This is a genomic window from Staphylococcus sp. LKG4-2 (genome assembly GCF_050955665.1).
Taxonomy (GTDB): Bacteria; Bacillota; Bacilli; order Staphylococcales; family Staphylococcaceae; genus Staphylococcus; species Staphylococcus saprophyticus.
The window spans coordinates 2,020,331-2,035,384 of sequence record NZ_CP194532.1 but is presented as its reverse complement, the minus strand read 5'-3'; the positions used below and the strand labels follow the sequence as shown (position 1 = coordinate 2,035,384).

The 15,054-nt window shown below is 33.1% G+C and carries 12 protein-coding genes; 8 read left to right on the top strand and 4 right to left on the bottom strand.

Features of this window, described 5'->3' with window-relative positions:
* Positions 1-45: 45 nt before the first annotated feature.
* Together ltaA and ACM6UH_RS09945 are read right to left on the bottom strand one after the other, a co-directional pair.
* A complete protein-coding gene (gene ltaA, locus ACM6UH_RS09950; RefSeq protein ID WP_011303474.1) occupies positions 46-1,242 on the bottom strand; it encodes a lipoteichoic acid biosynthesis MFS flippase LtaA in 1,197 nt (398 codons plus the stop codon).
* Positions 1,220-2,395 (bottom strand): diglucosyl diacylglycerol synthase, encoded by a 1,176-nt coding sequence (locus ACM6UH_RS09945; protein ID WP_011303473.1) that lies wholly within the window; start codon positions 2,393-2,395, stop codon positions 1,220-1,222. The genes ltaA and ACM6UH_RS09945 overlap by 23 nt, the downstream gene beginning before the upstream one ends.
* 402 nt (positions 2,396-2,797) lie before the next feature.
* On the opposite strand from ACM6UH_RS09945, the gene ACM6UH_RS09940 reads away from it, so the two are divergent.
* The 7 genes from ACM6UH_RS09940 to ACM6UH_RS09910 all read left to right on the top strand — a co-directional run bounded on the left by ACM6UH_RS09940 (position 2,798) and on the right by ACM6UH_RS09910 (position 12,462).
* Positions 2,798-4,282, top strand: coding sequence for a UDP-N-acetylmuramoyl-L-alanyl-D-glutamate--L-lysine ligase (locus ACM6UH_RS09940; RefSeq protein WP_041784913.1), 1,485 nt, complete (start codon positions 2,798-2,800; stop codon positions 4,280-4,282).
* Entirely contained in the window at positions 4,272-4,511 is a 240-nt protein-coding gene (locus tag ACM6UH_RS09935; RefSeq protein ID WP_011303471.1) for a YueH family protein, read from the top strand. Before ACM6UH_RS09940 ends, ACM6UH_RS09935 begins: the two co-directional genes overlap by 11 nt.
* Positions 4,512-4,523: 12 nt before the next feature.
* A complete protein-coding gene (locus ACM6UH_RS09930; protein WP_002483741.1) occupies positions 4,524-6,086 on the top strand; it encodes a peptide chain release factor 3 in 1,563 nt (520 codons plus the stop codon).
* Between the two features lie 359 nt (positions 6,087-6,445).
* The gene (locus ACM6UH_RS09925) at positions 6,446-7,246 is read left to right on the top strand and encodes a TerC family protein (RefSeq protein WP_011303470.1); all 801 of its coding nucleotides are present in this window, start codon (positions 6,446-6,448) and stop codon (positions 7,244-7,246) included.
* A 371-nt stretch (positions 7,247-7,617) separates the two neighbouring features.
* Positions 7,618-9,411, top strand: a complete 1,794-nt coding sequence (locus ACM6UH_RS09920; RefSeq protein ID WP_047502496.1) for a trypsin-like peptidase domain-containing protein — start codon at positions 7,618-7,620, stop codon at positions 9,409-9,411.
* 18 nt (positions 9,412-9,429) lie between these two features.
* Positions 9,430-10,788 (top strand): TrkH family potassium uptake protein, encoded by a 1,359-nt coding sequence (locus tag ACM6UH_RS09915; protein ID WP_011303468.1) that lies wholly within the window; start codon positions 9,430-9,432, stop codon positions 10,786-10,788.
* Between the two features lie 165 nt (positions 10,789-10,953).
* Entirely contained in the window at positions 10,954-12,462 is a 1,509-nt protein-coding gene (locus ACM6UH_RS09910) for a bifunctional metallophosphatase/5'-nucleotidase (RefSeq protein WP_011303467.1), read from the top strand.
* 590 nt (positions 12,463-13,052) lie between these two features.
* Here ACM6UH_RS09910 and ACM6UH_RS09905 read toward each other — a convergent pair.
* A complete protein-coding gene (locus tag ACM6UH_RS09905) occupies positions 13,053-13,655 on the bottom strand; it encodes a CPBP family glutamic-type intramembrane protease (RefSeq protein ID WP_002483736.1) in 603 nt (200 codons plus the stop codon).
* Positions 13,656-13,660: 5 nt separating this feature from the next.
* On the bottom strand, positions 13,661-13,846 hold the full coding sequence (locus ACM6UH_RS09900; protein WP_002483735.1) for a YkvS family protein: 186 nt from the start codon (positions 13,844-13,846) through the stop codon (positions 13,661-13,663).
* 200 nt (positions 13,847-14,046) lie between these two features.
* Between ACM6UH_RS09900 and ACM6UH_RS09895 the strand changes: the two genes are divergently transcribed.
* Positions 14,047-15,036, top strand: a complete 990-nt coding sequence (locus ACM6UH_RS09895; protein ID WP_002483734.1) for a lipoate--protein ligase — start codon at positions 14,047-14,049, stop codon at positions 15,034-15,036.
* The last annotated feature ends 18 nt before the right edge of the window (positions 15,037-15,054 follow it).

Genomic DNA, 15,054 nt, shown 5'->3' with positions numbered 1-15,054 from the left:
AATAAATTTTCTAATATGCGAGTGGCGCTTTTTTATATTATTTAGTTAAGAAGTTTTAGTTTTATTGTTCACTTTTACAAAATAAATACCATAAAAGATGGCTAAGAATAAGAATACAAGTGCTGAGAAATAAAAAGTATTGTTAACTGATTTGGTGAATTCAGTAATGAGTCCACCTACAAGGGGACCGATCATTGAACCGAAACCTTGTACACTATTGAATACCCCCCAAGTTTCTTCTTGTTCATCTGAATGGATATGACTTGCCATAAACGTATTCCACGCTGGCAGTAAAATACCGTACATAAGACCTATAAATACTGCTAGCACCCAAACGATTGTAATATTTGTAATAAGTGAAAGTGCAAATATCATCAGCGTGTATAAGACAAAGCCACCAAAAATAACCCAGTACATAAATAAGGTGCCATGTTTATCTATTATTTTAGATAAGAAGAGCATTGAAATAGCACAACCGATCCCGCCGAACACAATTGCCATAGTATATTCTAATGTGGAGACACCAACAACTTTAGTAGCGTATGTAGGTAATATGGGTACCAATGCAGTGATTGAAGCACCTTGTAATAATATACCAGGGAATAATATCATGTGACGTTTAGTCACATCGACTATTTGCCCTAATTGTTGTTTGACTGGGCGTGTATTGTAATTCGTCAATCTTACTTTCACGAAGTAGTATAATATCCAAGCGATTAATACAACGAGTGACATTAAAAATGCAAATTGAGTTGGATGGAATTTAAAAATGACATTCATACCAACCATACCGACTAGCAGGCCTAACAGCCAAGAGAAATATACATATCCCATTTGCTTACCACGATTATTCTCATCTACACTTGCTAACATAATCACCCAAATTGGACTCACAGCGATACCAAGTAAAATGGCACTGGCTATTAAAACAAAGGGCGATGTAGGGAACCAAATGACTAAAAATAAACTTGCAAAGGCAAGTAAGAAACCTAGTGTTAGCACTAATTTAGTACCTAAACGCTTAAGTAAAAAGCCAATCACAAAATTGGTAGTTGCATCAGCAATAAAATGTATAGAAATAGCGATAGATGTAATACCTACCGCGATAGATGTTGCTGTTGGAAGTAGCGCTAAATAACTGAGTATGTACATACCGCGAGCGAATTCCATCAAGAATAAGATGATGAGCATGATTATGAAATTTTTATTTGAGTTGTAATTATTTAACGAAGAGCTTTGCATATAAAGGAACCTTTCCATATACTTCTTCATAATGAGATGAATGATTAAGTAAGTTTAATAAATCTTTACATAATTTATAAGTTGAATATGGAATTCTTGACGCGTCCATAGATTCTGACATCGAAGCTAATTTGGTCGGTGCATTCGTTAGAGCAGCGACTTGCTCAATAGCAGCTTCAGGTGTATTAGCAATACGACCATAGCCTTTTTCTTCAAAGTAAACTGCATTCTCAAGTTCTTGACCTGGCGCAGGATCTAAGAAAATCATAGGGATTTGTCGCGTTAATGCTTCTGAGATCGTGATGCCACCTGGTTTAGTAATCATCAACTGACTCGAAGCCATCCATTCATTCATATGTTTGGTATAACCTAAAATCAAGACGTTGTTAAAATCTTTAAATTGCGATGTTAATGAACGTTTTAAATCTTTATTTTTACCACATATCATGACAACTTGTGCATGCGGACTGCGATTTAAAATTTCTTGAATCATTTGACCAAAACCTTTAGAAACACCAAAAGCACCCGCAGACATTAGAATTGTCGGTTTGTCAGGGTCTAAGTGATTTTGACTTAGCCATGCTGTTTTATCAATGTCTGTTTCGAATTTATCAGATATAGGAATACCTGTAACCTTCAATTTATCTTTAGGAATGCCAATACTTGCAAACTCATCTTTCAGTTCCTCTGTAGCAAGATAGTATCGTTGAGAGAAAGGTGTAATCCAATTCTTTTGCATACGATAGTCAGTCATGACAGTAGCGATTGGTATATTCATATCAAATTGCTCAGTTAATACAGACATGACTGGTGTAGGGAATGTGAGTAAGATAAGGTCTGGCTTTTCTTTCAAAAGTAAATTCATTAATTTATTTAATCCGTAATATTTATAGAAACATTTATCTAATTGATCTGGTTGGCTATAATAAAAAGCTTTATACATATTTCTAAAGTATTTAAAGCTGTTAATGTACCATTTTTTACAAATAGAAGTGAGGATAGGGTGTGCTTCTAAAAATAAATCGTGTTCGATAACTGTTAAATTGTCTAGATTCATTTCTTTGAATTGGTTCACTACACTCTGAGTAACTTGTAAATGCCCATTACCAAAAGATCCAGTAATTATCAGTATTTTTTTATTTTGAGTAACCATTAAAAGCCACCCTCCAATAGATTATATTTAGCTCATGTTAAGTTTAACGTATTTTTTTAACGTGTGAAAGAAAAAACACAATTAATAATGATTATATCATTTTACAATCAGATAAGAAATGCTACATACTGTATTGGAAATTAATACATATTAAAATAAGATTGTTGTATATCTATACCATACCACTATTAATCTAGAAGTAAGCTTGCAAAATGGTAATTTAAGCAAATATATAGAAAATATTAACAATTATATAACATGGGGTTAATATTTAACAGATTTTAAATGTATAAAATAGCTATATACAATAGGAAGAAATTATTAGCATCTCATCTTTAGATTCTATAAAATAAGTTGAAAATGTGTATAATAGAACTATTGGAAATAAAGGAGCGATAAATGTTGGATGCAAATGTGTTGTTTGAAAAAATAAGAGTGAAACAAGTTATCGGCACACTAGAAAAAAATATAACAGATATAACGACCGATTCTCGTACGGCACAACATGGCAGTGTGTTTGTTGCCTCAAAAGGTTATACAGTGGATAGTCATAAATTCTGCCAAGATGTCGTTAATCAAGGATGCCAAGTGATTATCGTTAGCCATCAGCAAGAAATAACAGGCGATGTAACTCAAGTTATCGTACCTGATACTTTGCGTGTGGCTAGTTTATTGGCAAATACATTGTACAATTACCCTAGTAAACAATTGATAACTTATGGTGTAACTGGAACAAATGGTAAAACGTCAATTGCAACAATGATACACCACATATATAGAAAGTTAGGTAAAGGAAGTGCTTATTTAGGTACGAACGGCTTTCAAATTAATGAGGATAAATCAAAAGGTGCTAATACGACGCCTGAAACAGTCTCACTGACTAAAAAAATAAATGAAGCAGTAGAAAAAAATGCAGAAGCTATGACTTTGGAAGTGTCAAGTCATGGATTATCATTAGGTAGATTACGAGGCGTTGATTTTGACGTAGCAATCTTTTCAAACTTAACACAAGATCATTTGGACTTTCATGGTACTATGGAAGCCTATGGACATGCCAAATCATTATTATTTAGTCAATTAGGAGAAGACTTATCACAAGAAAAGTTTGTAGTATTGAATAAGGATGACGCTTTTTCAGAATATCTTGCCTCTGTTACACCATTTGAAGTATTTACATATGGAGTGACAAATGACGCACAATTTACAGCACATCATATCAATGAATCATTACAAGGTGTGCAGTTTACCTTTAAAACCCCTGAAGGTGAGTTTCAAGTGAAATCACCTTACGTTGGTTTATTCAATGTCTCTAATATTATGGCAGCAATGATTGCTGTGTGGAGTAAAGGTATTGCGTTAAATGATATCGTTGATGCGGTAGAAAATCTAGAACCAGTTGAAGGACGATTGGAAGTACTTGATCCGTCATTACCTATAGATTTGATTATAGATTATGCACACACGGCTGATGGTATGGATAAACTGATAGATGCGGTTAAACCATTTGCTAAACAAAAATTGATATTCTTATGTGGTATGGCTGGAGAACGAGATTTAACGAAGACGCCAGAAATGGGCCGGGTCGCTTGTCGTGCAGACTATGTTATTTTTACACCTGATAATCCAGCTAATGATGCCCCTAAGACACTAACTCAAGAATTAGCAAAAGGTGCTACACATGATAATTATATTGAATTTGAAGACAGAGCTGAAGGTATTCGTCATGCAATCAATATAGCGGAACCAGGAGATACTGTCGTTTTAGCTTCTAAAGGGCGTGAGCCTTATCAAATTATGCCTGGACATGTCAAAGTGCCACATCGCGATGATTTAATTGGTCTTGAAGCGGCTTATGATAAATTCGGTGGTGGTCCACTTGAAGATTAAAAATTTACATTTTAATGAAATAGCTGGTCATGTGTATATTTATGAAAACAAAGTGAATCAATGTATGTTAATCGCAATTCCTGATATGCATTGGTCATTAGAAATCGATTCATCTTTAAATGAAGATGATATGAACGAGGAACTTGTGATACACTTGTTTACGTTACTTGATGAGTCAACAGCTTCACAAATTGCTGATGACATCGTTAAATGGATATTTGAAAGTTAAAGGAGAGTATAAATGAGTATAAAGGAAGAAGTAGAATCAAGAAAAACCTTTGCGATTATATCTCACCCAGATGCTGGTAAGACTACATTAACAGAAAAGTTATTACTATTCGGTGGTGCGATAAGAGAAGCAGGTACGGTTAAAGGTAAAAAAAGTGGCAAATTTGCGACGAGTGACTGGATGAAAGTTGAGCAGGAGAGAGGGATTTCTGTTACAAGTTCAGTGATGCAATTTGATTATGACCACTATAAAATCAACATTTTAGATACGCCAGGACATGAAGACTTCTCAGAGGACACATATAGAACACTGATGGCAGTTGATAGTGCTGTAATGGTGATTGACTGTGCTAAAGGTATCGAACCTCAAACATTGAAACTATTCAAAGTATGTAAAATGAGAGGTATACCTATTTTCACATTTATTAACAAATTAGATAGAGTCGGTAAAGAACCTTTTGAATTATTAGATGAAATAGAATCTACATTAGAAATCGAAACATACCCAATGAATTGGCCAGTAGGTATGGGGCAAAATTTCTTTGGTATTATCGATCGTGAATCTCACACAATAGAGCCTTTTAGAGATGAAGAAAATGTACTGCATTTAAATGATGATTATGAGTTGGAAGAAGACCATGCAATGAAAAACGATAGTGCATTTACTCAAGCAATCGAAGAGTTAATGCTTGTCGAAGAAGCGGGCGAAACGTTTGATAATGAAGCATTATTAAGCGGTGACTTGACACCTGTATTTTTCGGGTCTGCACTAGCGAATTTTGGTGTTCAAAATTTCTTGAATGCTTATGTTGATCATGCGCCAATGCCGAATGCTCGTCAAACTAATGAAGATATAGAAGTTAGTCCATTTGATCTTGATTTTTCAGGATTTATCTTTAAAATTCAAGCTAATATGGATCCTAAACATAGAGATAGAATTGCATTTATGCGAGTTGTAAGTGGTGCTTTTGAACGTGGTATGGATGTAACCCTTCAACGTACACATAAAAAACAAAAGATAACACGTTCAACTTCGTTTATGGCAGATGATAAAGAAACCGTTAATCATGCTGTTGCGGGCGATATTATTGGACTTTATGACACAGGGAATTACCAAATTGGTGATACGCTCGTAGGTGGTAATCAGAAATTCAGTTTCCAAGAACTACCGCAATTTACACCGGAATTGTTTATGAAAGTTTCTGCAAAAAATGTTATGAAGCAAAAACATTTTCATAAAGGTATTGAACAGCTTGTTCAAGAAGGTGCTATTCAATATTATAAAGCATTGCATACAAATCAAATTATCATTGGTGCAGTTGGACAATTACAATTTGAAGTATTCGAACATCGTTTGAAAAATGAATATAATGTTGACGTAGTGATGGAACCGGTTGGTCAGAAAATTGCACGTTGGATTGAAAACGAAGAAGACATAAAAGATAAAATGAGTACATCACGTTCAATCTTAGTAAAAGATATATACGATAACTATGTATTCTTGTTTGAAAATGAATTTGCTACAAGATGGTTTGAAGAGAAGTTCCCAGAAATTAAATTATATGGATTGTTATAAATTTTATTTTTGTGTATAATAACTATATTAATAGAATACCTATGACTCAGTTGTCAGAGGGGAGTAACTTAACTTTAGTTGAAAATATATGAGTTTCGCATACAATCGTTTATATATGGAAAGTAATGCAACTTATTTATCTTTTAACTTAGTCATTTTATCGTCATTACGAAGTATCAAACTTCCGGTAAAGTGGGCAGAATAAAACTGTCGAGTGAGACCTTTGCTAATAGTGAATATGGATTGCCAGTTGGTTCTTAACATCATTATAGATGATGAAGACAAGTGCAAGTTACGTAAACACTAGCTTAGCTTAGGTCTCTATTTTTATGCTTAAAAAATTAAAGGAGTTGTCCTATATGGATCCAAGTTTGATTTTACCTTATCTATGGGTACTATTAGTGCTCGTATTTTTAGAAGGTTTACTCGCTGCAGATAATGCAGTTGTAATGGCTGTTATGGTGAAACATTTACCACCAGAGCAACGTAAAAAAGCACTGTTTTATGGTTTGATTGGTGCATTTGTATTTCGTTTTATTTCTTTATTCTTAATCAGTATCATAGCGCATTTCTGGTGGATACAAGCACTAGGTGCGATATATCTACTTTATATGTCAATACGGAACTTGATAACCTTCTTTAAAGAGAAAGATCAGCAAGAGCATGATGGTACCGACGATCATCATTTTGATGATGATGGAGAAGAAATTCATGCCAGTGCTAAATCATTCTGGGGTACAGTATTGAAAGTTGAATTTGCAGATATTGCTTTTGCAATAGACTCAATGCTTGCAGCACTTGCAATAGCAGTTACGTTACCAGCGGTTGGTATACACTTTGGTGGTATGGACTTAGGTCAATTTGCTGTGATGTTCTTAGGTGGTATGATAGGTGTTATCATTATGCGTTTTGCAGCAACATGGTTTGTCAACTTATTAAACAAATATCCAGGTTTAGAAGGCGCGGCATTTGCCATTGTTGGTTGGGTTGGTATTAAACTTGTTGTTATGGTGTTAGCGCACCCAGACATTTTAATTTTACCTGAACACTTCCCACACAGTATTTTATGGCAATCTATCTTCTGGACAGTTATGATATTATTAGTTCTAATTGGTTGGTTGACGTCAGTTCGTCAAAATAAAAAAGAAGAGAAAAAATAATCATTTATTATTAGACTGGAAAGCCATTGTGCTTTTCAGTTTTTTGTTTGCAGAAAATAGTTTATTTTAAATAATGATTGTTTAAGTAAATTTAAAAATATCTGCTTAAATTATTTAAAGAGAAAATGAGATAAAGTTAGAAATTTGTATAAAAAGAGCTTATAATCAAAGCTAAGGTATAAATGATAAAATATTTGAAAATATAATAGCTAAATAGTAAATTTGGCGATTTCTGCAATACATTTACACACTCAATCAAAATAGAATTCAGTATGAATATTTGTGTGTACTAGTAAAATAAATCGGAAAAATCCTTAATGATATGTCATAATGGATAGTATAGAAAAGATGTAGTTTAGGGGGGCGTTTTTGTGGCGAATGATAAAAAACATGTGATCCCAAGAGAGAAATATGGTCGTAAAAGACGAGAATATTTTCACAATGAAGAACGGGAACAACGTGTCCAAATGGAACGTAAAGCTAGAAAACAACGGGCTGAAAAAGCGGAAAAATTAGCAAAGAATAACGAAGAACGTGTTAAAGAAAATTTAAGAAAAGCACGCATAGAAAAACTAACACAAGAAGAAATTCAGCAGCAACAAGCAATGGCTACGAAACGAAATAGCAGTAATTCAGAAAGTGAATTTGAACCATCTGAAGATAACGCTCTGAATCATGTATCTAAGCAACAACCAGAAGAAGTTTCTCCTACATCGGATATAGCCAAAGATGATGTTGAAGTGGCATCAACGACAAATGAAACAAATGGTTATTTAAAAACCAACGAAATATCAAATGATTCAGATATAGATGTAAATGCGTCTACTAACAAAGACCGTTTACATGATGATTATTTTTATTCTGAAGAAGCGCAACAGTCAAGGGTTAATCAGTATATTGAAGAAGATAACTCAGATAAGGTTCATAACAATATTGCCAGAAATCATAAGTCTGGACAGACAGATGATAAATCTGACCAACACAGACATAGTGACCAACCAACTTTAATAGATAAAGTTAAGTATTTCTTCAAAGAACACTGGGCGAAAGTACTAATTGTATTGGCAGTTATTTTGTTAATTATCTTAATTAATGCCATCTTTAATAATGTAGATCATAATGGAAACACGAAGGATAATATATTCCAAAGCAGCGATAATGCTAATAAAGAAAAAACATATACAGATACAATGAAAAGTGCGAATAGTGCCATTCATTCCATCGTAACAGTCGAAAATGATACAAGTAATAATAGTTCATCTGCGGAGAAAGAGACACAAGAAGCAGGAAAAGAAAATGAATTAGGATCAGGTGTCGTCTACAAAAAAGTGGGCGACTCTATTTTTATCATGACGAATGCGCATGTTGTAGGTGATAAAAAGGAACAAAAAATTACATACGGTAATAATGATACATCTATTGGTAAGGTCATTGGAACGGACAAATTTTCTGATATTGCAGTAGTTAAAACCAAAATAAAATCAGGTAGTGATGTTAAATCAATTAAAATGGGTGATTCCAGTACATTAGTCCTCGGTGAGCCTATTATTGTCGTAGGGAACCCACTAGGTGTTGACTTTAAAGGTAGTGTTTCAGAAGGTATTGTGTCTGGATTAAATCGTCATGTGCCAGTTGATATCGATAAGGATAATCAATATGATGTGCTCATGAGCGCTTTTCAAATGGATGCACCTGTTAATCCTGGTAATTCAGGTGGTGGTGTTATTGATAAAAATGGTAAATTGATTGGTATAGCTTCTTTAAAAATTGATATGGATCATGTTGAAGGAATTGCATTTGCAATCCCAGTCAATGACGCTGAATCTATTGCCAAACAACTTGAAGCAAAAGGTGAAGTTAAATATCCTAATACTGGCATAAAAATCGCGAATGTTAAAGATATGGATGAAGCTACGCATCAATCCCTTAACTTACCTGAAGAGGTTAATAAAGGTGTTGTCATTGGAGATGTAAAAGACAATAGTTTAGGTGAAAAATCTGGGTTGCAAAAAAATGATGTAATAGTAGAATTAGATGGTAAAGAAGTTGAAGATAATCTAAGATATAGACAGATTATTTTTAGTCATAAAGATGATTTAGATACATTGCCAGCAAAAATATATAGAGATGGTAAAGAGCAAGATATCAAGATTAAATTGAAGTAGCGTTGAGGTGAGTACGCGTTGTCCATTTTCAATCAATTATTTAAAAAATCAAGTCCTCAACAAGGTATTGTGATGTATTATATAGTCGCGATTATCGTGGCATTCTTACTGTTGAACTTACCTTATGTTCATAAAGCAGGTGTCTCTGTAGACCCAATCGATTCATTGTTTGTTGCTGTTTCAGGTGTGAGTGTTACAGGGTTATCACCAGTTAATATTGTAGAAACATATACGACGTTTGGACAAATTATCATCATGATCATCCTAAACATTGGCGGTATTGGTGTAATGGCAATTGGAACAATGTTGTGGGTAGTACTTGGTAAACATATTGGTATGCGTGAAAGACAGTTAATTATGTTGGATAATAATAAAGATACAATGAGTGGTACAGTTAAATTAATTCTCGATATCGTGCGTACCATTTTAATAATCGAAGTGGTTGGTGCAGCATTATTAACGTTCTATTTTTATCGAGATAACCCTGATTTGCAGTATGCTATCATGCAAGGGTTCTTTGTTGCAGTATCGGCAACGACGAATGGTGGTTTAGATATTACCGGTCAATCCTTGATTCCATATGCTAATGATTATTTTGTGCAAACCATTGTAATGTTTTTAATTATATTAGGTTCGATTGGCTTTCCTGTGTTAATTGAAGTGAAGGCATATATTAAAAATAGAATCCCTAATTTTAGATTTTCATTATTTGCTAAAATAACAACAGTAACGTATTTAGTACTATTTGTATTTGGTGTCATTATCATTTTACTATTTGAATATAACCATGCATTCCAAAATATGTCTTGGCACAAATCGTTATTCTATGCTTTGTTCCAATCTGCAACGACGAGAAGTGCTGGATTACAGACAATTGATGTAAGTCATTTTGGTGAAGGTACGAACGTGATTATGAGCATCTTGATGTTTATTGGGTCATCACCAAGCTCGGTCGGTGGTGGTATTAGAACAACAACATTTGCAATTTTAATCTTATTTTTATTGAACTTTAATAATAATAGCGAGAAATTGTCAATTAAAGCATTTAATCGTGAGATACATACAACAGATGTTCAACGATCATTTGCAGTGTTCACAATGGCAGGTATTTTAACTTTTGCAGCGACGATTTTTATATTAGTTGTTGAGAATGGTAAAATTTCATTTCTTCAAGGCTTTTTTGAGGTGATGTCTGCGTTCGGAACGTGTGGGTTATCATTAGGTGTCACTGGCGATTTTAATGATATGTCGAAAGTTACACTTATGATATTAATGTTTATCGGACGTGTAGGTTTAATTAGCTTTATTATAATGATTGGTGGACGTAGAGAACCAGATAAATTCCATTATCCAAAAGAACGTGTGCAAATTGGATAATGTGATGAGCATAGAATCCTAAAAAAACACTTAGTTGAACGACAAATCCAATTAAGTGTTTTTTAATTATCTATTTTTAATATAGTTATAAATAATGAAGATAAGATATTAGTATCGACGTAATTTAAAAACATGTTAAACTGTGATTAACGAGGAGAGAGGCATATGAAAAAAAGTGAAAAGATTGCAATTGATGTTATTGCTACTTCAGATATGCATAGTTATTTTCTAAATGGAGATAATGGTTCTAATATCTATCGAGCTGGTACGTATGTTAAATCGAAAAGAGAAGAAAATGAACATGTCATTTTACTAGATAGTGGCGGGAGTTTAGCGGGTTCTCTGGCTGCGTTTTACTACGCTGTGGTAGCGCCATATAAACGCCATCCAATGATAAAATTAATGAACGCCATGCAATATGATGCAAGTGGCATTAGTCCTAATGAATTCAAATTTGGATTATCCTTCTTTTCTAGAGCAGTTTCATTATCGAGATTTCCATGGCTTTCTGCCAATATTGAATATAAGAAAACACGTGAGCCTTATTTTTCAACGCCTTATACAATTAAAGAAATAGAAGGTGTTAAAATTGCAATCGTTGGATTAACTTCGGACGGTTTAATGGAGAGAGAGCATTTTGAAATGGAGAATGATGTACAAATTGAAAAAACCTTGCTGTCTTCTAAGCGATGGATTCGATTTATTCACGAAACAGAGATGCCAGAATTTCTAATTGTCATTTATCATGGGGGATTAGATCAGCTTAATAAGTCATCAAATGAACGTGAGCAAAATGTGAATGAAGCAGAAAAACTAATGCAAACCTTAGGTGTCATCGATTTGCTTATTACTGGTCATCAGCATCAAACATTTATTGGAAAAGATGAAAAAACTTTATATGTTCAAGCTGGCCAAAATGCAGAACAGTTAATCCACGTGAAAATCAATTTTAAAAAGCGAACGAATTCATTCGAATTAGAAAATGTAGAATCAAAAATCGTTGATTTAAATGAATATAAAGAAGATGAAGCGTTATTAGATTTAACTTATTATGATCGAAAAACAGTTGAACATTGGGGAAAAGAAATTTTAACAAATAAAGATATAGATGCACATATTGATGGGTTAGATGACGTGATTACCAAACCCCATGCATTTACCCAACTATTACATGATAGTATACGTCGCAAATTTGATTATGATATTTCCTGTGTCCATTTGCCTACAAGCGGCGAAACTGGATTATCTGGACAAATTACTAATGAGGCATTATATAATGCATATCCTCATCCAGATGTACCAATTGATTTAACTTTGAAAGGTCAACAAATAAAAGAAATTTTAGAATATTGTTATGCACATATTGAATTTAGTGGAGGTTCGTTAAGCTTAACTATTGTGGATGAAACACTCTGTACATTTTGGCAAGGTGTGGACTATACAATTGATATGAATGCATTGCCATTTGAAAGAGTTCAATTAAATAATATAACATTAGATCATATGTATCGCGTAAGTATGACAGATTATTGCTACAGAAATTATAAACAATATTTAGAGCAAGCAGTTATTCATGAAACAGGTGAAATTACGATGGTTGAATTGATTTCACGAAATTTGAAAGATGACCAATATAAAATAAAACAAAAACAGACATTTGAAGTTTTAATATAAGCAGGTCTAGTATATAAGTAACTTTGACTAAAAATAAACGTCAATTTCTATTGAGATAATATAGAAATTGACGTTTTCTTTACTTTTTGCAAAATTATACGAAAGTATCTTTATTTAGAATATTAAATTAAAGATTATATGATGTTGTAACATCCTGACTCTCGGGCGCATTGTATAAATATCGTTTTGTATCGCTAACTTTCAATAGCTTGAATGAATCTCCAAAAGTGCAAAATGTTAATAACGAAAGGGGAGTGGGACAGAAATCAAATTTTTAAATAGAGATTTCGTAGTCCCACGTATGCAATCAAGGCAAGGATGACTAGGATTGAAATGTTTATCTGAGCTAAAGCCCATGCATAAGTCTCCTAGAATTTTATGCAGAATACATAAGCTTTGGCTTATGCATAAGAACTACTGATTTTCATAAATTGAAAAAGTAGTTCTTTAAATCAGTGAGACTTTACATTTTCAATTCAGTCATCTGCTGCCTAAATGAAAAAGAGTCTGAGACAACTATTTATGTCTCAGACTCCTTTTCATTTGAGAAGGGTATTGAAGTCCCAACGTTTATTAATAATCGTATAGGTTTATACGTTGAATATTAATAAGATAACAACTGCTACAATTTGAGCTACAACAGTTGTTGCTATTCTACGTGTATAGAAATAACTTAATGAAAGTGCCATTTGTACAATAAATACAAAGAAAACAATCCATAAGTTGTCAAGATAGTAAAATAATGAAGCAGAACATAATGCTGTAATTATAATACTTAACCAACTTGGGATATTTAATTTTATTAATTCTTTTTGTAAAACAGTTCTCATGTAAAGCTCATGACAAGGTATAACAAAGACTAATGTTACTAACATTTGCCATTTATAATAGACACCCGTACGTGTGAGTTCTTTGATTAATTCAGCATATTTTATATCAGAAGCAATTGCTGCGATAATAAGTTGAATAATAATCAATACAATACCAGTAATAATGCCCACACCTAGTGATGTGAGTAAACGTTTAGATTCAATATCTCTCTGATAAAAGATATAACTGATACCAGCAATTAGCATAATGCCCGTATAAAGATACCAATATTCTTGTTTCTCGCCCCACATTACCAAAAGAATAATGTGGAATACTATGAAACTTACGACAAACCAAATTAGTGCCTTAGAAATTCTATTCATTTTAACTATCCTTCTTGTTCGACGATTGTGTATCGTTTGTGATTAATGACAGTTTTTTCTGGCAAGTCTAGTTCTTCGAAGTTCTCCATAATTGTTAAATCAACAATTACTGAGTTGTCATTAATTTTTTCAACTCGACCTTTTAAGCCGTCATAAAATTCTACGATATTTCCCACTTCTGCAACAGTCATTTTTAGTCCTCCCTAGAAATGCTAACTAGATAGTATTATACAAAAAATCGGCAGACAAATAAACAAAAAACCATTAAATTGCATGATGTAAAACAATTTTCAATTTTTAGCAAAATATCAAAGTGAATGATTGGCAATTTTTGTGAAAATATAGCATAAATAGGGTAAGGGCATATATTTATGGAAAAGGAGTGCAGTAGATGAAGTTTATTAGTAACAACGACATTACAGATCCAACATTAAATTTGGCAATGGAAGAATATGTTTTAAAAAATATGCCAAAAGATGATAGTTATTTTTTGTTTTATGTAAATAGACCTTCGATTATTATTGGGAAAAATCAAAATACAATTGAAGAAGTGAATCAACCATATATAGACGAACACGGCATTGATGTCGTTAGACGTATATCTGGTGGAGGAGCAGTATACCATGACACAGGCAATTTAAACTTTAGTTTTGTAACTGATGATGATGGTAACAGTTTCCATAATTTCAAAAAATTCACAGAGCCGATTGTTGAGGCATTACAATCATTAGGCGTTGATGCTGACATGAGTGGTAGAAATGACATTCAAGTAGGTAGTGCAAAAATATCAGGTAATGCTATGGTCAAAGTAAAGGATCGTATGTTTAGTCATGGCACATTAATGCTAAATAGTGAATTGAATGAAGTCCAAAATGCATTGAAAGTTAATCCAGCAAAGATTAAATCGAAAGGTATCAAATCAGTAAGAAGCAGAGTAGCCAATATTTCTGAGTTTTTAGATGAACCTTTAGATATTGATCGATTTAAGGAAATAATTTTAAAAACAATTTTTGGAGAAGCTACGCAAGTAGAAGAATATATATTAACTGATGACGATTGGAAAAAAATTGAACAACTAAGTAATGAAAAATACCGTACATGGGAATGGAATTACGGTAGGAATCCAAAATATAATTTTGAAAGAGAAGAAAAATTTGAAAAAGGTTTCGTTCAAATAAAATTAGATGTAAAAAAAGGTCGGATTGAGCATGCAAAAATTTTCGGTGACTTTTTCGGTGAAGGGGACATAACTGAATTAGAAAATGCACTAGAGGGTACAATGCATGAATTCGATAGTATAGAAGAAGCACTTTCAAATTACGATATTTATCATTATTTTGGTGATATTGAACGCTACGAATTAATCAGATTAATGTCATAATAAATAACATATAAAAAG

What these genes read in the sequence shown, in the direction of transcription:
- ltaA (WP_011303474.1), bottom strand. Translation starts at nt 1,242, where the DNA reads ATGCAAAGCTCTTCGTTAAATAATTACAACTCAAATAAAAATTTCATA.
- ACM6UH_RS09945 (WP_011303473.1), bottom strand. Translation starts at nt 2,395, where the DNA reads ATGGTTACTCAAAATAAAAAAATACTGATAATTACTGGATCTTTTGGT.
- ACM6UH_RS09930 (WP_002483741.1), top strand. Translation starts at nt 4,524, where the DNA reads ATGAGTATAAAGGAAGAAGTAGAATCAAGAAAAACCTTTGCGATTATA.
- ACM6UH_RS09925 (WP_011303470.1), top strand. Translation starts at nt 6,446, where the DNA reads ATGGATCCAAGTTTGATTTTACCTTATCTATGGGTACTATTAGTGCTC.
- ACM6UH_RS09910 (WP_011303467.1), top strand. Translation starts at nt 10,954, where the DNA reads ATGAAAAAAAGTGAAAAGATTGCAATTGATGTTATTGCTACTTCAGAT.
- ACM6UH_RS09905 (WP_002483736.1), bottom strand. Translation starts at nt 13,655, where the DNA reads ATGAATAGAATTTCTAAGGCACTAATTTGGTTTGTCGTAAGTTTCATA.
- ACM6UH_RS09900 (WP_002483735.1), bottom strand. Translation starts at nt 13,846, where the DNA reads ATGACTGTTGCAGAAGTGGGAAATATCGTAGAATTTTATGACGGCTTA.
- ACM6UH_RS09895 (WP_002483734.1), top strand. Translation starts at nt 14,047, where the DNA reads ATGAAGTTTATTAGTAACAACGACATTACAGATCCAACATTAAATTTG.